The sequence below is a fragment of the Rhodoferax sp. LB1P47 genome (genome assembly GCF_056521445.1).
Genome location: NZ_JBWMAU010000030.1, coordinates 1 through 20,273, shown reverse-complemented (window position 1 = coordinate 20,273; position 20,273 = coordinate 1). Strand labels below are relative to the sequence as shown.

At 64.0% G+C, this 20,273-nt stretch carries 15 protein-coding genes and 2 riboswitches; of the genes, 12 read left to right on the top strand and 3 right to left on the bottom strand.

The genetic code is table 11. The annotated features are described in order from the left end of the window. Positions 1-204: 204 nt before the first annotated feature. Entirely contained in the window at positions 205-1,335 is a 1,131-nt protein-coding gene (locus AC0969_RS19415) for an MBL fold metallo-hydrolase (protein ID WP_479625797.1), read from the bottom strand. Between the two features lie 178 nt (positions 1,336-1,513). Between AC0969_RS19415 and can the strand changes: the two genes are divergently transcribed. The 8 genes from can (at position 1,514) to yicI (ending at position 12,718) form a co-directional block, all read left to right on the top strand. Continuing rightward, positions 1,514-2,170, top strand: a complete 657-nt coding sequence (can, locus tag AC0969_RS19410; protein WP_479625796.1) for a carbonate dehydratase — start codon at positions 1,514-1,516, stop codon at positions 2,168-2,170. An 11-nt stretch (positions 2,171-2,181) separates the two neighbouring features. Then, positions 2,182-2,283: riboswitch (TPP riboswitch) on the top strand. A gap of 137 nt (positions 2,284-2,420) precedes the next feature. Beyond that, positions 2,421-4,334, top strand: coding sequence for a phosphomethylpyrimidine synthase ThiC (gene thiC, locus AC0969_RS19405; RefSeq protein ID WP_479625798.1), 1,914 nt, complete (start codon positions 2,421-2,423; stop codon positions 4,332-4,334). Between the two features lie 436 nt (positions 4,335-4,770). Further along, a complete protein-coding gene (locus tag AC0969_RS19400; protein ID WP_479625795.1) occupies positions 4,771-5,946 on the top strand; it encodes an acetyl-CoA C-acyltransferase in 1,176 nt (391 codons plus the stop codon). A 254-nt stretch (positions 5,947-6,200) separates the two neighbouring features. Continuing rightward, positions 6,201-7,418 (top strand): ABC transporter substrate-binding protein, encoded by a 1,218-nt coding sequence (locus AC0969_RS19395; protein WP_479625794.1) that lies wholly within the window; start codon positions 6,201-6,203, stop codon positions 7,416-7,418. A gap of 155 nt (positions 7,419-7,573) precedes the next feature. After that, complete coding sequence (locus AC0969_RS19390) at positions 7,574-8,473, top strand: carbohydrate ABC transporter permease (protein WP_479625793.1); 900 nt, start codon at positions 7,574-7,576, stop codon at positions 8,471-8,473. Further along, a complete protein-coding gene (locus AC0969_RS19385; protein WP_479625792.1) occupies positions 8,470-9,291 on the top strand; it encodes a carbohydrate ABC transporter permease in 822 nt (273 codons plus the stop codon). Before AC0969_RS19390 ends, AC0969_RS19385 begins: the two co-directional genes overlap by 4 nt. A gap of 10 nt (positions 9,292-9,301) precedes the next feature. After that, positions 9,302-10,366, top strand: a complete 1,065-nt coding sequence (locus AC0969_RS19380; protein WP_479625791.1) for an ABC transporter ATP-binding protein — start codon at positions 9,302-9,304, stop codon at positions 10,364-10,366. 9 nt (positions 10,367-10,375) lie between these two features. Further along, positions 10,376-12,718, top strand: coding sequence for an alpha-xylosidase (gene yicI, locus AC0969_RS19375; protein WP_479625790.1), 2,343 nt, complete (start codon positions 10,376-10,378; stop codon positions 12,716-12,718). Positions 12,719-12,780: 62 nt separating this feature from the next. Here yicI and AC0969_RS19370 read toward each other — a convergent pair whose 3' ends face one another. Together AC0969_RS19370 and AC0969_RS19365 are read right to left on the bottom strand one after the other, a co-directional pair. Continuing rightward, positions 12,781-14,160 (bottom strand): sensor histidine kinase, encoded by a 1,380-nt coding sequence (locus AC0969_RS19370; protein ID WP_479625789.1) that lies wholly within the window; start codon positions 14,158-14,160, stop codon positions 12,781-12,783. Then, the gene (locus AC0969_RS19365) at positions 14,157-14,813 is read right to left on the bottom strand and encodes a response regulator (protein WP_479625788.1); all 657 of its coding nucleotides are present in this window, start codon (positions 14,811-14,813) and stop codon (positions 14,157-14,159) included. The genes AC0969_RS19370 and AC0969_RS19365 overlap by 4 nt, the downstream gene beginning before the upstream one ends. Before the next feature lie 144 nt (positions 14,814-14,957). Here AC0969_RS19365 and AC0969_RS19360 point away from each other — a divergent pair, with 144 nt between their 5' ends. The 4 genes from AC0969_RS19360 to metF all read left to right on the top strand — a co-directional run bounded on the left by AC0969_RS19360 (position 14,958) and on the right by metF (position 20,023). After that, the gene (locus AC0969_RS19360) at positions 14,958-16,100 is read left to right on the top strand and encodes an alpha/beta hydrolase family protein (protein WP_479625787.1); all 1,143 of its coding nucleotides are present in this window, start codon (positions 14,958-14,960) and stop codon (positions 16,098-16,100) included. Between the two features lie 184 nt (positions 16,101-16,284). Then, positions 16,285-16,367: riboswitch (S-adenosyl-L-homocysteine riboswitch) on the top strand. A gap of 69 nt (positions 16,368-16,436) precedes the next feature. Next, the gene (gene ahcY, locus AC0969_RS19355; protein ID WP_479625786.1) at positions 16,437-17,861 is read left to right on the top strand and encodes an adenosylhomocysteinase; all 1,425 of its coding nucleotides are present in this window, start codon (positions 16,437-16,439) and stop codon (positions 17,859-17,861) included. Positions 17,862-18,001: 140 nt separating this feature from the next. Continuing rightward, entirely contained in the window at positions 18,002-19,021 is a 1,020-nt protein-coding gene (locus tag AC0969_RS19350; RefSeq protein ID WP_479625785.1) for a TlyA family RNA methyltransferase, read from the top strand. 141 nt (positions 19,022-19,162) lie between these two features. Then, positions 19,163-20,023, top strand: coding sequence for a methylenetetrahydrofolate reductase [NAD(P)H] (gene metF, locus AC0969_RS19345; RefSeq protein WP_479625784.1), 861 nt, complete (start codon positions 19,163-19,165; stop codon positions 20,021-20,023). The last annotated feature ends 250 nt before the right edge of the window (positions 20,024-20,273 follow it).

Genomic DNA, 20,273 nt, shown 5'->3' with positions numbered 1-20,273 from the left:
GCATTGAGCCCAGGGCAAAGAAGCGAAGACCGAAGCCTTTGCCACTACTGAACACGCCTCGCACAGCAGCCAGGGCTGCGATTCGCATGCGACGGGGCTTATCCTAGTGGCATGAGGTTCTGACCCCTCCCGGATGTTCTGCGTGACGGACGGTGAAGGCCGAGGTGCGCTGCACCACCGCTACCGCCAAACATCCCGCAGGGGTCAGAGCCCGATTGCGGTTTGCGAGCTGTCATGGCCTCCCAGCACCGGGGCGCAATCGGGATCTGACCCCACCGCCGACCCCACTGAAAACCGGTACACCCCATCCGCCCCAAGCAGGCGCTGCAAATACCCATCCACCCACAGCTTGTGCAGATGCGCCACCGCTTCGCCCATCGCGAAGGTGATCTGGTGCAGGTCGAGCTGGCGGGTAAACAGCACGGGCAGGATGTCGGCTGCGCTGCACGGCTGCTGCTGGGCAAAGACCATCACCCGTGCCAGGTGGTCGCGGTGGTGGTCGTGCAACTGCTGGATGCGCGTGTGCAGGCCCTGGAACGGCTTGCCGTGCGATGGCAGGGTGAGCGTGTCGGGGTGCAGGGGCGCAAACTTGTCGATCGAGTCCAAAAACTGCTGCAACGGATTGCTTTCGGGCTCTACATCGAACACGCTGACATTGGTAGAAATGCGCGGCAGCATCATGTCGCCGCCGATAAGCACCCGGGTTTCGCCGCAATACAGCGCAATGTGCTCGGGCGCATGCCCGTAGCCGCTGATGCAGCGCCAATCGCGCCCGCCGATGCGCAGGGTCTGGCCGTCTTGCATGCGCACAAAGCTGGCGGGTAGGGTGGGCACCATGGCCGAAAAATAGCCGGTACGGGCGCGGATTTTTTCGACCGATTCGGGGTCGGTCAGGCCATGTTTGCGGAAGAATTCTGCGGCTCCCGGTCCGCCGTTGCCACTGGAGTGCCGGATGTTGTGCTCGGCCACAAAGTAGTCGGTGGCGCTGATCCACAGCGGCGCGTTCCAGCGCGCGCACAGCCAAGAGGCCAGGCCGATGTGGTCGGGGTGCATGTGCGTCACGATGATGCGCAAAATAGGCAGGCCGCCGAGCTGGGTGGCAAAAATCGCCTCCCACTGCGCCTGTGAGGTTTCCGCGCTGATGCAGCAGTCCACCACGCTCCACCCACGCTGGCCATCAATTTCGTCCTCCAGCAGCCACAGGTTGATATGGTTTAGCGCAAACGGCAGCGCCATGCGGATCCAGCGCACGCCGGGGGCCACGGCGACGGTTTCGCCCTGTGCGGGCAGGGCATCGCCCAGGGGGTAGTGCAGTTGTTGTTCGAGTAGGTTCATGGAGATGGCATTCTGGAGGTTTGGCCTCAGCGTATGCGGTCGGCCTGTCGCCAGGTTGACGGCATGGCGAGTTTTGCTATATTTTAAATAGCTGCTTGCGCCCATAAAATATACATTACAGCCTGTTTTGACCATAAAACGGCTGCAAGGGTATTGGGGCACGGCAAAATACGCCCCCATGACCCAATCCATTCCCGATATTTTTGCCAATAACCGCATCTGGGCCTCCGAGATGGAGCGCCAACGCCCCGGCTTTTTCACCGCACTCACGCACCAGCAAAAGCCCAAGTACATGTGGATCGGCTGCTCCGACAGCCGCGTGCCCGCCAACGAGATCATGGGCCTGGCCCCCGGCGAGGTGTTTGTACACCGCAACGTGGCCAATGTGGTGGTGCATTCGGACCTGAATGCGCTCTCTACCGTGCAGTTTGCGGTGGACGTGATCAAGGTCGAGCACATCACCGTGGTGGGCCACTACGGCTGCTCCGGCGTGGCGGCGGCCTTGTCGGGCCAGCGCGTGGGCCTGGCCGACAACTGGCTGCGCCACATCCAGGATGTGCGCGACCGCCACTGGACCCTGCTGGACCACATCGCCGAAGCCCACCGCCACGATGCGCTGGTCGAGCTCAACGCCATCGAGCAGGTGGTCAACGTCTGCCAAAGCACGGTGATGGTCGATGCCTGGGCGCGCGGCCAAAACGTCACCGTGCACGGCTGGGTGTACGGCATCCACGACGGCCTGCTGCAAAACCTGCACATCACCGTCAATGGGGTGGAAGGGCTGGAAACCGCCTACCGCGCGGCCGTGGCAGCGGTGGCTGCCGCGCCGCGCTGATGCCGTACACTGCCACCCGCCCGGGGTGCGCAGTGAAATGCGCTGAGATGGAAACCAAACCCGCGAACTTGATCTGGTTCATACCAGCGTAAGAAGAGCTTGACGACAGCGTCCTATCCCTAGCGGTACGGATGCGCGCCGTCACCACGCCCCATCTGCAAAGAAGCGGGGCATCTCCTTGGGGGTTCGCGCAGTTTGGCTGCGCATTCTGGGCTCCCACCAAACAGGAGACCCCCCCATGAACGCCCCCATTACCGCCCCCGACAAATTCGCCCAGCTCCTCAGCTACGCCTGCGACCCGCTGCCCGCCAGCACCAAGCGCTACATCCAGGGCAGCCGCCCCGACCTGCGCGTGCCGCTGCGTGAAATCATGCAGAGCAACGGCGAAGCCGTCACCGTCTACGACACCTCCGGCCCTTACACCGACCCCACCGCCACCATTGACGTGCGTGCCGGGCTGGCCGCGCTGCGGGCCGGCTGGATCGAGTCGCGCGGCGACACTGAAAGCTACGCCGCCCGCATCCTGAATGCGCTGGACGATGGCCGCAACAGCGAAGAAAACGCGTCCTTGCAGCTGCTGCGCGCCCAAGCCTCCGGCCTGCAACGCACGCCCCGCCGCGCCAAGGCCGGTGCCAACCTCTCGGGTAATGTTTCGCAGATGCACTACGCCCGCCAAGGCATCATCACCCCCGAGATGGAATTCGTCGCCCTGCGCGAAAACCAAAAGCTGGAGTGGATGGCCCAATATGCCGAGGGCGCGCTGAACACCGAGCGCGACAAACGCCTGGCCGGCAACAGCTTCGGCGCCAGCATCCCCCGCGTGATGACCCCCGAATTTGTGCGCTCCGAAGTGGCCCGTGGCCGCGCCGTGATTCCGCTCAACATCAACCACCCCGAAGTCGAGCCGATGGCCATTGGCCGCAACTTCCTGGTCAAGATCAACGCCAACATCGGCAACAGCGCCGTCACCTCCAGCATCGAAGAAGAAGTCGAAAAACTGGTCTGGGCCATCCGCTGGGGCGCCGACACGGTGATGGACCTGTCCACCGGCAAAAACATCCACACCACCCGCGACTGGATTTTGCGCAACAGCCCCGTGCCCATCGGCACCGTACCCATCTACCAGGCGCTAGAAAAAGTGGGTGGCGTGGCCGAAGACCTGACCTGGGAAATCTTCCGCGACACCCTGATCGAGCAGGCCGAGCAGGGCGTGGACTACTTCACCGTGCACGCCGGGGTGCGCCTGCCCTTCATCCACCTCACCGCCAACCGCATGACCGGCATCGTCTCGCGCGGCGGCTCCATCATGGCCAAGTGGTGCATTGCCCACCACAAAGAAAATTTCATCTACACCCACTTTGATGAGATGACCGAAATCCTGAAGGCCTACGACGTCAGCTACTCGCTGGGCGACGGCCTGCGCCCCGGCTCCAGCGCCGATGCCAACGACGAAGCCCAGTTTGCCGAACTGCGCACCTTGGGCGAGCTGACCCAAAAAGCCTGGCAGCAAGACGTGCAGGTGATGATCGAAGGCCCCGGCCACGTTCCCATGCATTTGGTGCAAGAAAACATGACCGAGCAGCTCAAGCACTGCCACGAAGCGCCGTTCTACACCCTGGGCCCGCTGACCACCGACATCGCCCCCGGCTACGACCACATCACCAGCGGCATCGGCGCCGCCATGATTGGCTGGTTTGGCACCGCCATGCTGTGCTACGTGACCCCCAAAGAGCACCTGGGCCTGCCCGACCGCGACGACGTGAAGGTCGGCATCATCACCTACAAAATCGCCGCCCACGCCGCCGACGTGGCCAAGGGCCACCCGGGTGCCCGCTACCGCGACGACGCGCTGTCCAAAGCCCGCTTCGAGTTCCGCTGGATGGACCAGTTCAACCTGTCGCTCGACCCCGAAACCGCCAAGAAATTCCACGACGCCACCCTGCCCAAAGACTCGGCCAAAGTGGCGCATTTCTGCTCCATGTGCGGGCCGAAGTTTTGCTCCATGAAGATCACCCAGGAAGTGCGCGAATACGCCAAAAACCTGGGCGTGAGCGAAGCCGCTGCAGCGGAACAAGGCATGTTGGAGAAGTCGGCAGAATTCAAGAGCGGTGGTGGAGAAATCTATGTGCCGGTGAACGGCGTGATCCCGATCGCGCAGGGCTAATCGACGCCACCGCCGGGCCCCCATCCCGACCTTCCCCCGGCGGGGGAAGGGGCAAGCCAGCCCCACTCCGTGCGGCACGTCAGGGGCCACGCATTTCTCCCTCCCGGGGCAGTGGAAAATCAGCCCCCTGCATTCCTCCCTCCCCCTCCGGGGGAGGGCCGGGGTGGGGGCTTGACTTGCTCCCTGGCCCCTCCGGGGAGAGGGTGGGGGTGAGGGTCAGGCAGCCACCAACCATGCCCTGCAATGCAACCCCCCCAACCCCCACCCCGTAGGGTTTTTACAAAGCGCTGGTTCTACCCGCACCTGCGAGACAAGTGTTTATAAAAATCACCAAATCAGCCTCCAGCGCATATTCTTCCTGTGCAAAGTGCTATTGATTAAATAGCAATTCGCCACAGCCCCCGCAGGCGTACAGTGACCCCAAAGGACCGCCACCATGCCCACCACCGACCCCATCGTCATCCTCGCCGCCTCCCGCACCCCCATGGGTGCGTTCCAGGGGGCGTTCGCATCCCTGGCGGCGCACGACTTGGGCGGGGCGGCCATCCGGGCGGCGGTGGCGCGCGCGGGGGTGGACCCGGCGCGCATCGACCAGCTGGTGTTGGGCTGCTGCCTGATGGCCGGGCAGGGGCAGGCGCCGGCGCGGCAGGCGGGGTTCAAGGGCGGGTTGGGGCAGGGCACGGGGGCGGTCACGCTGTCCAAGATGTGCGGTTCGGGCATGTTCGCCACCATGTTGGCGCACGACATGCTGGTGGCGGGCAGCCATGACCTGGTGGTGGCGGGGGGGATGGAGAGCATGACCAACGCGCCGCACCTGCTGCCCCGGGGGCGCAGCGGCATCCGCATCGGCCACGGGCAGGTGCTGGACCACATGCTGCTCGACGGGTTGGAAGATGCCTACGAGGCGGGCCGCTCCATGGGCAGCTTTGGCGAAGACTGCGCGGCCCAATACGGCTTTACCCGGGCGGTGCAGGACGCGTTTGCCACCGCCAGCGTGCAGCGGGCGCAGGCGGCGGTGGCCTCGGGCGCGTTTGCGGCGGAGACCACGCCGGTGCTAGTGAAAGGGGTTGCGGTGGCCACCGACGAAGCCCCCGGCAAGATCCGGCCGGACAAAATCCCCACACTCAAACCTGCGTTCAAGGCGGACGGCACCATCACCGCCGCCAGCAGCGCGTCCATCAGCGACGGGGCCGCCGCGCTGGTGCTGGCCCGCGCTTCCACCGCCGTGCAGATGGGCGTGCAACCCTTGGCCCGCATCGCCGGCCACGCCACGTTTGCCCAGGCACCCGGCTGGTTTGCCACCGCGCCGCTGGGGGCCGTGCAAAAGCTGCTGGCCAAGGTCGGCTGGGGTGTGGCCGAGGTGGACCTGTGGGAAATCAACGAGGCCTTTGCTGTGGTGCCGATGGTGCTGATGGCCGAGTTGGGCCTGCCGCACAGCCGCGTCAATGTGCACGGCGGGGCCTGCGCGCTGGGCCACCCGATTGGGGCCAGCGGGGCGCGGATTCTGGTGACCTTGCTGTACGCGCTGCAGGCCCAGGGCCTGCGCCGGGGCGTGGCCACGCTGTGCATTGGCGGCGGCGAGGCGACGGTTATGGCGCTTGAGTTGCTATAAATAATATAGCATTATGCGCAGATGGAACGTGCGCCAGAGCCTTGTTTTGTATAAATTTTTGTAGAGGTTCTTTGGCGGGGTGTGGGTAAGGGTTTCCTCGGGCGTTTTGTGTATTGACTTAGTTAGTTTGACTGACAAACAATGACGCACTTTGGTGTGCTACCTCCGCGAGCCACCAACTTTCGCCCCTTGTCACGGGCCTGGACCTGGGTGCCAGGCGCGTGAGGGCACGCTTACCAACAAGGAGACACAACATGGATCGACGGACACACCTTCACTGGCTGGGCACGGTGGCTGCCGCTGCGGCACTGGCATCGGCCCCGGCATTTGCGGCCGAGACGCTCAAGGTATGGAGTTTTGGCGAGCAGGATAACTACACCGAAATCATGGTGAAGGAGTTCGAGGCCAAGAACCCGGATGTGCGGGTGGAGGTGCGCCGGGTGGCGTTCTCCGATGTGAACGACGAGGCTTTGCGCGCCATCCGCTCCGGCACCGGCCCGGACATCATGCCCATCGATAACCCCAACGTGGCCTTCTTTGCCGCCAAGAAGGCGCTGTACGAGCTGGACGCGCTGGTGGCCCAGTCCAAGGTCATCAAAAAGGACAACATCCTGCCCGGCCCGCTGCACAACTCCAGCTGGGGCGGCAAGCTGGTGGGCATGCCACGCGGTGCCAACACAATTGCGCTGTACATCAACGACGACATGTTCCGTGCCGCCGGGATCGACAAAGACCCGCAAAGCTGGGAGCAGCTCTACCAGGCGGCCAAGAAGCTGAACAACCCGGATAAAAACATCTACGGCCTGGCGTTTTCGGCCAAGGGCAACGAGGAGGGCACCTTCCAGTTTCTGCCCTACATCCAGGCAACGGGGGCGGATTGGACCACCCTGGGTTCGCCCGGTGCAGTGCGCGCTGTCACCTTCTGGCAAAAGTTGTTGGACGAAAAGCTGGCCTCGCGCGACACGCTGAACCGGGGACAGTCGGATTCCACCGCCACCTTTGTCAACGGCAACGCGGCGATGGTGATCTCGGGCCCGTGGGAGATTCCGGGCATCGACAAGAGCGCCAAGTTCAAATGGCACGTGGCCCTGCTGCCGTCTGAAAAAGAGGGCGGCAGCCGCGCCTCGGCTCTGGGCGAGCAAAGCTATGTGATCCCCAAAACCGCCGCCAATCCCAAGCTGGCCTTCCGCTTTTTAGAGTATGTCTATTCCCAGCAAGGCCGCAACTGGAACGACTTCGGCATCCTGCCCGCCACCAAGGACGCGGTGTCGCCCGACCCGAAATGGCCGGCCGCTTACGCCGCCTTTGTGGAGCAGATGAAGTTCGCCCGCGCCCGGGGCCCCAACCCCGAATGGCCACAAATCTCCAAAGCCATTTCAGGCGCCATGCAGCAGGTGCTGACCCACCAGGCCGAGCCGCAAGCGGCCATGACCGCAGCGGCGGCCACGGTCGCCAAGGTCAACAAACCTTAAGGGCATTGGTCCACAAAACCGCCCAACCGTCACTCCCGCGCAGGCGGGAATCCAGTAGCGGCCGTACTGGATACCCGCCTGCGCGGGTATGACGGCGCGGTGGGTATTTCGTCCCCCGGAGCGCCTAGGGCTGCCTGTTTGAATCTCTTTTCTTTATGACTTCCCGTTCCCTTATTGATGGCGGCTACTTTGAGCGCGTGCTCTTGTGGCTGGGCCTGGGCTACCTGCTGGTGTTTGCCGGGGTGCCGCTGGTCTACAACCTGCTGCTGTCGTTCCAGCAGGTGGATGCGCTGAGTGACCTGTCCTGGTGGCAGCGGCCCTGGGTGGGTTTTGCCAATTACGTGGATGTGTTCCAGCGGCCCGAGGCCTGGGGCGTGCTGGTGCATACGCTGGTGTTCATCGCCGCGTCGCTGCTGTTCCAGATCACGCTGGGCTTTGGCTTGGCGCTGCTGTTTCAGCAAGAATTCTTCGGGGCCACGGTAATGCGTGGCCTGTTTTTGGCGGGCTGGATCATGCCGGGGCTGGTGGCCGGTGTGATTTGGAAGCTGCTGTATGCGGGCGACTTCGGCGTGCTCAACCATGTGCTGCGCAGCTTGGGCCTGGTGCACGAGGCGATCTACTGGTTGTCGGACGCGCACTACGCGCTGGCCGCCATTGTCATCACCAATGTCTGGCTGGGCGTGCCGTTCAATATGCTGCTGCTGTCCGCCGGGCTGGCGCAGATTCCGCGCGATGTGTTTGAGGCCGCCGAGCTGGACGGCGCTGGGGCCTGGCAGCGCTTCACTGGTATGACCCTGCCGATGATGCAGCCCACGCTGGGGGCGGTGCTGGCGCTGGGCGTGATCATGACCCTGCAACAGTTTGACCTGGTGGCCGCGCTCACCCAGGGCGGCCCGGCCAATGCCTCGCAGGTGGCGCAGCACTGGTCGTGGCAGATGTCGTTCCAGACCTTTGAGGTGGGGCCGGGCAGTGCCGTGGCCTCGTTGATGCTGCTGCTGGTGGTGGCCACCGCCGTGGTCTATGTGCGGGCCACCCGGCAGGAGCGCGTGCTGTGAAAAACCTGCGGCCCAAAATTCTGTGCGGGGTGGCGTTGACGCTGACCTTGCTTTATCTGTTTCCGCTGTACTGGATGTTCATCACCGCATTCAAGAGCAACCCCGAGCTGTTTCGCCTGCCGCCCACGTTCTGGCCGGAGCACCCGGTGTCCAATATCGGCCGAGTGTTCCATGACTACGCAATGGGCCGCAACCTGTGGAATTCGCTGGTGATTGCCAGCGGCGTCACGCTGGTCACGGTGCTGGTCGGCACCGGAGCCGCCTACGCGCTGGCCCAGGCCCGCAGCCGGTTCATCGAGGCGGCGCTGTTCGCAGTGCTGCTATTGCAAGCGCTGCCGCCCGCGCTGATGGTGACGCCTTTGTTCACCGTGTTCCAGGAGATCGGTTTGCTGGGCTATCCGCGCACGGCGGTGGTGCTGGCGCAGATCAGCAAGACCCTGCCGTTCTACATGGTGCTGATGCGCTCGGCCTTTGTGCAGATACCGCGTGAATTGCGCGAGGCCGCCCTGGTGGATGGGGCTACGCCGCGCCAGGCTTTTGTGCAGGTAGTGCTGCCGCTGGCGCGCAATAACGTGCTGGTGACCGGCATTTTGGTGTTCTTGCAGACGCTGGGCGAGTATGTGTTCTCGCGCTCGCTGATTTTGGACGACCAATACCAAACCACCACCGTGGCCTTGGCCGCTTTTGTGGGCGACACCAAGACCGACTGGGTCGGCATCATGACCTATGCCGCCATCTACACCACGCCCATCCTCATCGTCTTCATGCTGTTGCAGCGGCGCATCGTCAGCGGCATGACGGCGGGCGCACTCAAATAAGAACACCGTTATGAACGCCATCGACATCCAGCATCTGGGCAAAACCTTTGGCAGCACACCGGTGCTGCAAGACATCAGCCTGGCCATCGCCCCGGGCCGTTTCGTGGCCCTGGTGGGGCCGTCCGGCTGCGGCAAATCCACCCTGCTGCGGACCATCGCCGGGCTGGAATCCATCACCACCGGCAGCCTGTGCATCGACGGCGTGGTGGTCAACGACAAACCGCCGCGCGAGCGCGATGTGGCGATGGTGTTCCAGTCGTATGCGCTGTACCCGCACATGGACGTGGCCCGCAACATGGGCTATTCGCTGCGCCTGAAAAAGGCCGCGCAAGAGGTGGTTCAGCAGGCGATTGACGGCGTGGCCAAGACCCTGGGCTTGCAGCCGCTGCTGGCGCGCTTTCCGCGTGAACTGTCGGGCGGTCAGCGCCAGCGCGTGGCGATGGGCCGGGCCATCGTGCGGCGGCCCAAGGTGTTTTTGTTTGACGAACCCTTGTCCAATCTGGATGCCGCCCTGCGGGTCCATATGCGCGGCGAAATCCGCAAGCTGCACCGCCGCCTGGGTGCCACCTCGGTCTACGTGACGCACGACCAGATCGAGGCCATGACGATGGCTGACGAGGTGGTGGTGATGCGCGCCGGGCGGATCGAGCAGGTGGGCGCACCGCTGGCGCTGTACGACACACCGGCGAACAAGTTTGTGGCCGGTTTCATAGGCTCGCCTGCTATGAATTTTATAGAAGCTACCGTAGGCTCAGACGGCGCGCATGCCGTATTGGCCGCAGATAAAAACCTGCATATCGCCCTGGGCCGACCGCGTGAGGCGGGCTTGCGGGTGTGGCTGGGTTGGCGGCCCGAGCATCTGCGGCTGAACGCTGGTGTGCAGCCGCTACCTGCCGTGGTGACCGCCGTGGAAACCACCGGCAGCCAAAGCTTTGTAGGGCTGGAGCTGTGCGGTAGCCCGCTGACCCTGGCGCAGGCCGGTACGGTGGGCCTTCGCGAAGGCGATGCCGTCACTTTGGGCATTGCGCCCGAACATGTTCACGTTTTTAACTTTGGCTCCGAGGTCGCTCTTTAAGTTCTGCCCATGAAAATAAATGATGGAAATTGGCTGATCCGCAAGGGTCTGCAAGTGATGTACCCGGTGTATGTGCATGCCGTGCAGCAGGTGGGCCACACGCTGCTTATCCACGCTGCGCCCAAGGATGTGGGCGGGCGGGCCGCGCAGCTGGACGTGGCCTTGTTCACCATCCGCATCTTCTCGCCGCGCGAAGGGGTGGTGGGTGTGCGCATGGCGCACTTTGAGGGCCAGGCAGAGGCCCGCCCGGCGTTCGAGCTGTTTGCGCAGGCAGACTTTGCCCCGCTGATTGACCTGGGGGGCGAGGCGGTCACGCTCACCAGCGGCAGCCTGCAACTGCGCATACCGCGCAGGGGCGACTGGCAGCTGGACTTTATGCACTGCGACAAGCGCCTCACCGGCAGCGGCCTGCGGGCCGGCGGCCATGTGCTGGAGGAGGCCAGTGGCCAGACCCATATGTTTGAACGGTTGGACCTGGGTGTGGGCGAAAACATCTACGGTCTGGGCGAGCGCTTCACCCCGTTTGTGCGCAACGGCCAGGTGGTGGACATCTGGAACCAGGACGGCGGCACCAGCTCCGAGCAAGCCTACAAAAACGTGCCGTTCTACCTCAGCTCGCGCGGCTACGGGGTGTTTGTGAATACGCCCAAGAAGGTGTCGTTCGAGGTTGGCTCCGAGAAGGTCGCCAAGGTGCAGTTCAGCGTGGGCGGCGAGGCACTGGAGTACTTTGTGATCGACGGCCCCAGTCCGAAGCAGGTGTTGGACCGCTACACCCAGCTCACCGGCCGCCCGGCGCTGCCGCCCGCCTGGTCGTTTGGCCTGTGGCTCACCACCTCTTTCACCACCGACTACGACGAGGCCACCGTCAACCACTTTGTGGCGGGCATGCGCGAGCGGCAGATTCCGCTGCACGTGTTCCATTTCGACTGCTTCTGGATGAAGGCTTTCCACTGGTGCGACTTTGCCTGGAACCCGGAAACCTTTCCCGACCCGGTGGGTATGCTGGCGCGGCTCAAAGCCCAGGGGCTGAAGATTTGCCTCTGGATCAACCCCTACATCGCCCAGCCCTCGCCGCTGTTTGCCGAGGGCATGGCGCGGGGCTTTTTGCTGCAACGCGCCAATGGCAGCGTGTGGCAGTGGGACCGCTGGCAACCCGGCCAGGGTCTGGTGGATTTCACCAACCCCGAGGCCTGCGCCTGGTACGCCGGTCACCTGCGCGGCCTGTTGCGCATGGGGGTGGATTGCTTCAAAACCGATTTCGGCGAGCGCATCCCCACCGATGTGGTCTACCACGACGGAGCCGACCCCGAGGGCATGCACAACTACTACACCCAGCTGTACAACCAGGTGGTCTACCAGGTGCTGCAAGAAGAGCGCGGCGCAGAGGATGCAGTGCTGTTTGCCCGCTCGGCCACGGCGGGCGGCCAGCAGTTTCCGGTGCACTGGGGGGGCGATTGCAGCGCCAGCTACGAATCGATGGCCGAGAGCCTGCGCGGTGGCCTGTCGCTGGGGCTGTCCGGCTTTGGCTTCTGGAGCCACGACATCGGCGGCTTTGAGAACACCGGCCCGGCGGATGTCTACAAGCGCTGGTGTGCGTTCGGCCTGTTGTCCAGCCACAGCCGCCTGCACGGCAGCAAGTCGTACCGCGTGCCGTGGGCCTATGACGACGAGGCGGTAGACGTACTGCGCTTTTTTACCCAATGGAAGTGCCGCCTGATGCCCACCCTGTGGCTGGCTGCGGTGCAGGCCCGCGACCAGGGCACGCCGGTGATGCGCGCCATGCTGCTGGAGTTTGCCGACGACCTGGGCACCCACGGTCTGGACCGCCAGTACATGCTGGGCGAGCACCTGCTGGTGGCCCCGGTGCTGGATGCCTCGGGCGCGGTAGATTTTTACCTGCCCGCCGGGCGCTGGACGCACCTGTTCACCGGCGAAGAAATACAGGGCGGCGGCTGGCGGCGCGAGCAGCACGGCTTCATGGGCCTGCCGGTGTACGTGCGGCCCAACACCTTGCTGGCACTGGGCGCAAACGACCAGCGGCCCGACTACGACTTTGCCGACGGCGTGCACCTGCACCTGTACGCACTGGACGCGGGCCACACCGCCACCGCCCGCATTCCCGATGCCAGTGGGGCCACCGCTCTCAGCGTGGCAGTCACCGCATCGGCCAGTGGCTGGCGGGTGCAAATTGACGGCCGGGGCGTGGTGGCGCAATTGCGGCTGCACGGCGTGCCTGCCGTGGCCGGGTTGCCTGCGGGCATCCGTGCCGAGCCGATGGAGGGCGGCGTGCTGCTGCACTTCACGCCGCAGGCGGGGCAGGGCGGGCAACAGCACGTGGTGGCCAAGGGGTGATGGAGGTAGCGGGGCGGCCTGGTGCGATGCACTCTTGGCATCGACCTACCCGCATTACGGTTTTAACCTGCCGGGGCGGCTAACGGTAGGGTCGCCACAAACACGCAGCCGCCGCCGCTGCGGTTGTGCAGTGCGATGTCGCCGCCCATGCGCCGGCACGCCTGGCGGACGATGGCTAGGCCCAAGCCTGTGCCGGATGCCGACACCGCCGCGCCCGTACCTCGGTAGAAGCGCTCGAACACGCGCGCATGCTCGTGTGCCGGAATGCCGGGGCCGTTGTCGGCCACGCCCAGGTGCAGCGCGCCGTTGCGCCAAGCCAGGGTGAGGGTGATCTCGCCCGCGCTGCCCGCGTACTTCACCGCGTTGTCCAGCAGATTGCGCAGCACGGATTCGTACAGGGCGACGGGGAGGGGCAGCGTCAGGCTGTCAGGCGCGTCCAGGACGAGCTCCACGCCCGGGTCTGCCGTAGGGCGCAGGGCTTGTGCCAGGTGTTGGCGGGTCAGGTCGGCCACATCGACAGACTGCGTCGGCGCGTTCGTCGCTGCGTCCAGCGTTGCCAGTTCCAGTAGTTGCTGCACCAGGTGCGAGCCGCGCGCCACGGCCTGTTGCAAATGCAGGGCGGCCTCTTCGCGCTCCCGCAGATCGGTGGTCCGAGACATCACATGGGCCTGGGTGCTGATCACGGCCAGCGGCGTTCGCAGCTCATGCGCCGCGTCGTGCACAAATGCGCGTTCGCGGGCCACTGTGCCCCGCAGTTGCCCAAGCATGGCTTCCAACGCCGTTACCAAAGGTTTTAGTTCGGCGTACTGCGGTGTGACACCCAGCGGGGACAGATCCCCGGCTACGCGCTGCTCTATCGACTGGCCCAGCATGCGCAAGGGCCGCAGGCCCCGTGTGGCCGCGATCCACACGGGGACCAGCACAAAGGGAAAAGCCACCAGAAACGGCAGTGCCAGTGCGTCGAATATCCACCGCAGCACCCACGGCGTGCCGACCTGCGGTTCGGCCATCCACACCTGCCAGCGGCCGGATTGACCGGCAAACAGGCCGTACGCCTGGCCGTTCAAGGTGGTGTCCACCACCTGGTCGGGCATGCCGTGCAAGGTCTTGCCCGCGATGCCCGGCGATGCGAAAAGCTCTTGCCCCTGCGCTGAGCGCAATTGAAACAACAAGTCTCCTGGCAGCGTGCTGCCTTGTCTTCGCGCCAGGTTGAACTGTTGGGCCGTGACCTGCACCGCGTTGGCTGCGAGGTCGTCGCGTTGGATGTTGGCCAGTGCATGCAGCAGGCTGCGGCCCGCCTGTAGCAAACCCGGGTTGGTCCGCAAGTTGTTGCGAAAATCCAGGTAGACGTAGCTGGCCACTGCGCACCACGCTAGCGCGAACGCGAGCAACAGCGCCACCACAATGCGGCGGACCAGCGTGGGTTTCAACAGTGCTTTCACGGCACCAGCATGTAGCCGATGCCGCGCACAGTCTTGATGCGCTCGGCACCGACTTTGCGCCGCAGGTTGGAGACGTGCACCTCGATCAGGCTGAAGTCCAGCGGCTCCCCCAGGGGCTCCAGGCGGCGGGCCAGCGTGCCCTTTACCACCACCGCGTGGGGCTCGCGCGCCAGCTCCAGCAGCAACTGAAATTCGCGTGGCGACAATGCCAGGGCTTCGCCGCGCAGCCGCGCACAGTGGCTGCGGGGCTCTATCTCCAGATCGCCCACCACCCAGATATCGCTGGCTTGCTTGGCACAGCGCCGCAGGACGGCGCGGATGCGAGACGCCAATTCTTCCGGGGCAAAGGGTTTCACGACGAAGTCGTCCGCCCCACTGTCGAGCCCGGCCAGGCGGTCTGGCAGGGCATCGCGGGCGGTGATGATGATGACGGGCACTTGTACCGATTGGCGGCGCCACCGGGTCAGGATGTCCAGGCCGGACCCGTCGGGCAGGCACAGGTCCAGCAAGACGCAGTCGAACCCCTCATCCTCCAGCGTGCGGGGTGCGTCATCGGCGCGCCTGCGCCATTCGCTGCTGATGCCTTCCAGCTTCAGCGATTTCTGTAAGGCGGGGCCCAAGTCCAGGTCGTCTTCGATCAGCAATACGTGCATGCGGTGGATTGTCGGCGACCCAGCTAAAGGCCAGCCAAAGATGGGCCGATGCGGCTTTGGCTAAGCCAAAGGTGGGCGGTTCAAGAATGCGTTGGTTCCGCTGGAACTGTCTTCACAACCCCACTTTGCTGAATCCACACCGCTATGCCATATTTTCCCATCAACCTGCCCACCTTGGTCGCCTGCTGCGCCGCTTTGCTCAGCCTGGGAGGATGCGGCGGCGGCTCCGCAGACACCGCCAGCACGGTGGAGCCACACAGCTATGCCCAGCGATGCCAGCTGCCCCCCGGTGCGTCCCATGCCCTGGTGTTACCCGCACCCACCGGCGGCCAATGCGTGGGCAAGATCGGGTTCCGGTTGCTGGATGCAGCCCGTGCGGAAACACACACGCCCGATGCCAACGACCGGCGTGAACTGGGCATCAAGGTGTGGTACCCCACAGCCGCCGCTGGTGGCGTGCGCGCCGACTATTGGGAGCCCGCCATCGCCCCATTGGTAAGAGCGCAACTGGGCATCGCCTCCACCGCGCCCGACGTGCTGACCAACGCCACATCGGGGTCTCCACTGCCACCGGGCAGCGTCTACCCGGTGGTCATTTTTTCGCCCGGATATGGCATGGTCGTTGAAGGCTATTCAACCCTTCTGGAAGACCTGGCCAGCCGTGGCATGGTGGTGGTGGCCATAGACCACCCCTACGTCTCGGGGGCTACATCTATGGCCAACGGGCAGTCGGTGCTGGCCCTGGCTGGACCTGCCGCCGGACAGCAAATGCAGGAATTTCTGGATGACACGGTGGCCACGCTGGTCGCGGACCAGCGCTATGTGCTCGACTGGTTGCAGGGGCGCAACACCGGCGTGCTGGGGGGCCACCTGGATCTTGCACGTATCGGGCTGGTGGGGCATTCCATCGGCGGCGCGGCGGCGGTCCAGACGGCACGGTTGGATGCCCGCGCAAAGGCAGGCTTGGATATCGACGGCACTGTCTACGGTGGCACTGCGGGCCTGTGGCCAAAACCATTGGGGTTCTTGCTGGCCTCCAACCACACAGGGGACTCGACCATTGCCACCGTGCTGCGGCTTGCTACGGGGCCCAGCCGCAGCGTCACGCTGCAAGATGCCGGGCATCTGGACTTCAGCGATCTGAAATGGCTGCTCAACTTTTATGCCCCCGGCCTGTCGCCAGACGCTTTGGCGGCGCAGGGTTTGGGCAGCATCGCGGCCCCCAAAGCATTGCAAGCCACGCGGCAGGAAATCGGGGCTTTTCTTCAGCAGTTTGTCCTGCCGTGAGAAGACGCTCCACAGGTGTTCGATGTGGCTTAATTGCTATATTTTTTGTAGCTTATATCGCTTATTCCATATGCGCTAGAGGCTTAAAAGACTAAAAAATTAAAATACACAGTGCACCGATCCTTGGTGTTGTGGGCATTCAGTGGGGGAGTGGGCAGGATGGCCAGCATCCGTATAATCGGCAACTTCCGAGGAGCGCTGCAACCTTTGGCTACCCAAAGTGTGAGGCTCGGAACCCGTATCCTTTGATAACGGCGCTCACCCACTGCCAGCAGGGTGAGTTCGAGTTTTCCATCTTGCTGCGCAGTGGCTGTACAACCTCTATTGGAGCCACCCATGACCCAACCCATCCGTACCGCCGACCAAGCCATTGCCGACCTGACATTGGCCGCCTGGGGCCAGCGCGAAATCCGCATTGCCGAAACCGAAATGCCCGGCCTGATGGCCATCCGCGAAGAATTCGCTGCCGCTCAACCCCTGAAGGGTGCGCGCATCACCGGTTCCCTGCACATGACGATCCAGACCGCCGTGCTGATCGAAACCCTGCAAGCCCTGGGCGCCACCGTGCGCTGGGCTTCGTGCAACATTTTCTCCACCCAAGACCACGCCGCCGCCGCCATCGCTGCTGCCGGAACCCCCGTGTTCGCCGTCAAGGGCGAGTCGCTGAAAGACTACTGGGACTACACCCACGCCATCTTTGACTTCGGCGCCAAGGGCACGCCCGGCGAAGGCCCGAACATGATTCTGGACGACGGCGGCGATGCCACGCTGCTGATGCACCTGGGCCAGCGTGCCGCACAAGACGCTTCGCTGATCGCCAACCCCACCAGCGAAGAAGAAACCCTGCTGTACGCGGCGATTAAAGCCAAGCTGGCCGTGGACCCCACCTGGTACGCCCGCAAGGCCGCTGAAATCATCGGCGTGACCGAAGAAACCACTACCGGCGTGCACCGCCTGAACGAAATGTCGGCCAAGGGCACGCTGCTGTTCCGCGCCATCAACGTCAACGATTCGGTCACCAAGAGCAAGTTCGACAACCTGTACGGCTGCCGTGAATCCCTGGTGGACGGCATCAAGCGCGCCACCGACGTGATGATTGCGGGCAAAGTGGCTTGCGTGGCCGGTTACGGCGACGTGGGCAAGGGCTCGGCCCAGGCGCTGCGTGCCCTGTCGGCCCAAGTCTGGGTGACCGAGATCGACCCGATCAACGCCCTGCAAGCCGCCATGGAAGGCTACCGCGTGGTCACGATGGACTACGCCTGCGAACACGCCGACATCTTCGTCACCACTACCGGTAACAAGAGCGTCATCACCCACGACCACATGCTGCGCATGAAGGACCAGGCCATCGTCTGCAACATCGGCCATTTCGACAACGAAATCGAAGTCGCGGCGATCGAGCAGTACGAGTGGGAAGAGATCAAGCCCCAGGTGGACCACATCACCTTCCCCAGCGGTAAAAAGATCATCCTGCTGGCCAAGGGCCGTTTGGTGAACCTGGGTTGCGGCACCGGCCACCCTAGCTTCGTGATGTCGGCCAGCTTCGCCAACCAGACCATCGCCCAGATCGAGCTGTTCACCCGCACCGACGCGTACGAAAACGGCAAGGTCTATGTGCTGCCCAAGCACCTGGACGAAAAAGTCGCCCGCCTGCACCTGAAGAAGGTCGGCGCGATGCTGACCGAACTGACCGACGAGCAAGCGGCGTACATCGGCGTGAGCAAAGCCGGTCCGTACAAAGCCGACGCTTACCGTTACTAATAGCAATAACTACTGAAAGAAAGCAGCGCTCTCCATTCCAGGAACCCATGGGACTGGCTTTGCCAGACCATAGGGTTCGCCCCCGGTAGGGGGTTGGCGGCCACATGCAATGGGCAAGCCTGGGGGAGAGCCAAAAATTTATGCGCGCTGACCAATTACTTGTAGAACGCGGCATGGCCGCATCCCGCTCCCAGGCCGTGCGCCTGATCACCGGGGGGATGCGCTGGTTTGACGGCATCAAATGGCGTGATGTGGCCAAGAACAAGGACGACATCCCCGAGGATGCGCCTCTTGAGCTGCTCAACGATGCCGAGGCACGCTACGTCTCGCGTGGCGGACTCAAGCTGGAGGCCGCGCTCAAGCACACGGGGCTGGATGTAACCGACCTGTTCGTGCTGGACGTAGGCCAAAGCACCGGGGGCTTCACCGACTGCCTGCTGCAAGCCGGTGCCGCCCAGGTGACGGGTGTGGACGTGGGCCATGCCCAGCTCCACCCCAAGCTGCGCGTGGATCCCCGGGTGCTGTGCGTGGAGGGCATGAACGCCCGCTCGCTCACCCCTGGCTCCCTGCAAGAGGCGTGTGAAATAGTGCTGTCCGAGCACTGGGAGCCGCCCGCTGTGGGCGACCCGGAGCCCGAGGCCCCCTACAGCTGGATGCGCGGCGGCGGCGAAGTCACCGACTACGACGACAGTGGCGACGCAGACGATGCCGAGATCGAAGCCCACACCGCCCAGGCCAGCGGCAAAGTCAACGCCCGCCCCTTTGCGGAAGGTGTGGAGCCCGATGCCGATGCCGTGATCGTCCCCAAGCGCAACCGCCGTAAAGCCGGGTTGGGCGACGTGGACACCACGCCCGAGTTCGACCTGATCACGGGCGATGTTTCTTTTATTTCGCTGACGCTGATCCTGCCCGCGCTGGTGCCGCTGCTGCCGCTGGATGCGTTGCTGCTGATGCTGGTCAAGCCCCAGTTCGAGCTGCAACCCGGCCAGGTCGGCAAGGGCGGCATCGTGCGCGAGCCCGAGATGTACGCCATCGTCGAAGCCCGCCTGCGCCAGTGCTGCCTGGATGAGGGCCTGGAGGTGCTGGACTGGTTTGACAGCGCCATCGAGGGCGGCGACGGCAACCGTGAATTCTTCATTTACGCAAAGAAACTTGGCTAACCCCCAGGCTACGCACTTCGTGTCTTCGCCAACCCCCTTGCAGGGGGCGATATCTGCGGTCCGGCAAAGCCGGTTCCGCGATATCCCACGCAGAGCCCGTGCGTGCGAAATCGACCGGTAATCATTTGAATCTAGCCTCCTATGACATCCCCAATTCCCCTGAGTTTGGAGTTTTTCCCGCCTAAGACCGATGAAGGTGCGGCCAAGCTGCGCACCGTGCGCCAAGCCTTGTATGTGTTGAAGCCCGAGTTTTGCTCGGTCACCTTTGGCGCCGGTGGTTCCACGCAAGAGGGCACCTTTGCCACCGTGGCCGAGATCCTAGCCGAGGGCGTGCCAGCCGCCAGCCACTTCTCGTGCATCGGTGCCACCAAAGCCACCGTGCGGGCGCAATTGGCCACTTTGCAAAGTATGGGCGTGAAGCGTTTGGTGGCACTGCGCGGCGACCTGCCCAGTGGCTACGGCGCGGGCGGCGAGTTCCACTACGCCAGCGACCTGGTGGCATTCATCCGCGCCGAGACGGGCGAGGCGTTCAAGATCGAGGTGGCCTGCTACCCCGAGGTGCATCCCCAGGCCAAATCCGCCGATGCGGACCTGAACGCCTTCGCCATCAAAGTACACGCCGGTGCCGATTCGGCCATGACGCAGTACTTCTACAACGCCGACGCCTACTTCCGGCTGGTGGACGATGCCCGCAAGTTAGGCGTGACCATCCCGGTCGTGCCCGGCATCATGCCGATTGGCAGCTCGTCGCAGCTCATGCGCTTCAGCGATGCCTGCGGCGCCGAAATCCCCCGCTGGATCCGCCTGCGCCTGCAAGGCTTCGGCGACGACACCGCCAGCATCAAAGCCTTCGGCCTGGATGTGGTGACCGACCTGTGCGAACGCCTGGTAGCCGGTGGCGCGCCCAGCCTGCATTTCTACACCATGAACCAAAGCGCGGCGGTGCTGGAGATTGGGCGGCGTTTGGGGTTGGGTGGGGTCAGATCCCCATTGCGCGACTGATCGCGGCGGTACGGGAACGGTCGAAAACCGCAAAGGGGCTCTGACCCCTCCCGGCTGTTCTCCGTGACGGATGGTTAAGGTCTCCCGGTAGTCCGCACCTCCGTCCCCCAACCCGCCAATAGGGGTCGGGGCATCATGCCACTAGGATAAGAAGAAGTACCCCTGAAACCTGGGTGGGCTGAGCCCTGGACAGTGATAGCCTGGAGTTGCAAAACGAACCAGACACCACAAGGACTCAGCCCAGTTGCAG

Bases quoted from the DNA above. Each gene is read 5' to 3' on its own strand.
- AC0969_RS19390 (WP_479625793.1), top strand. From the start codon at position 7,574: ATGACTTCCCGTTCCCTTATTGATGGCGGCTACTTTGAGCGCGTGCTC.
- AC0969_RS19380 (WP_479625791.1), top strand. From the start codon at position 9,302: ATGAACGCCATCGACATCCAGCATCTGGGCAAAACCTTTGGCAGCACA.
- can (WP_479625796.1), top strand. From the start codon at position 1,514: ATGACCCAATCCATTCCCGATATTTTTGCCAATAACCGCATCTGGGCC.
- AC0969_RS19350 (WP_479625785.1), top strand. From the start codon at position 18,002: ATGCGCGCTGACCAATTACTTGTAGAACGCGGCATGGCCGCATCCCGC.
- metF (WP_479625784.1), top strand. From the start codon at position 19,163: ATGACATCCCCAATTCCCCTGAGTTTGGAGTTTTTCCCGCCTAAGACC.
- yicI (WP_479625790.1), top strand. From the start codon at position 10,376: ATGAAAATAAATGATGGAAATTGGCTGATCCGCAAGGGTCTGCAAGTG.
- AC0969_RS19415 (WP_479625797.1), bottom strand. From the start codon at position 1,335: ATGAACCTACTCGAACAACAACTGCACTACCCCCTGGGCGATGCCCTG.
- AC0969_RS19400 (WP_479625795.1), top strand. From the start codon at position 4,771: ATGCCCACCACCGACCCCATCGTCATCCTCGCCGCCTCCCGCACCCCC.
- ahcY (WP_479625786.1), top strand. From the start codon at position 16,437: ATGACCCAACCCATCCGTACCGCCGACCAAGCCATTGCCGACCTGACA.
- AC0969_RS19365 (WP_479625788.1), bottom strand. From the start codon at position 14,813: ATGCACGTATTGCTGATCGAAGACGACCTGGACTTGGGCCCCGCCTTA.
- AC0969_RS19395 (WP_479625794.1), top strand. From the start codon at position 6,201: ATGGATCGACGGACACACCTTCACTGGCTGGGCACGGTGGCTGCCGCT.
- AC0969_RS19360 (WP_479625787.1), top strand. From the start codon at position 14,958: ATGCCATATTTTCCCATCAACCTGCCCACCTTGGTCGCCTGCTGCGCC.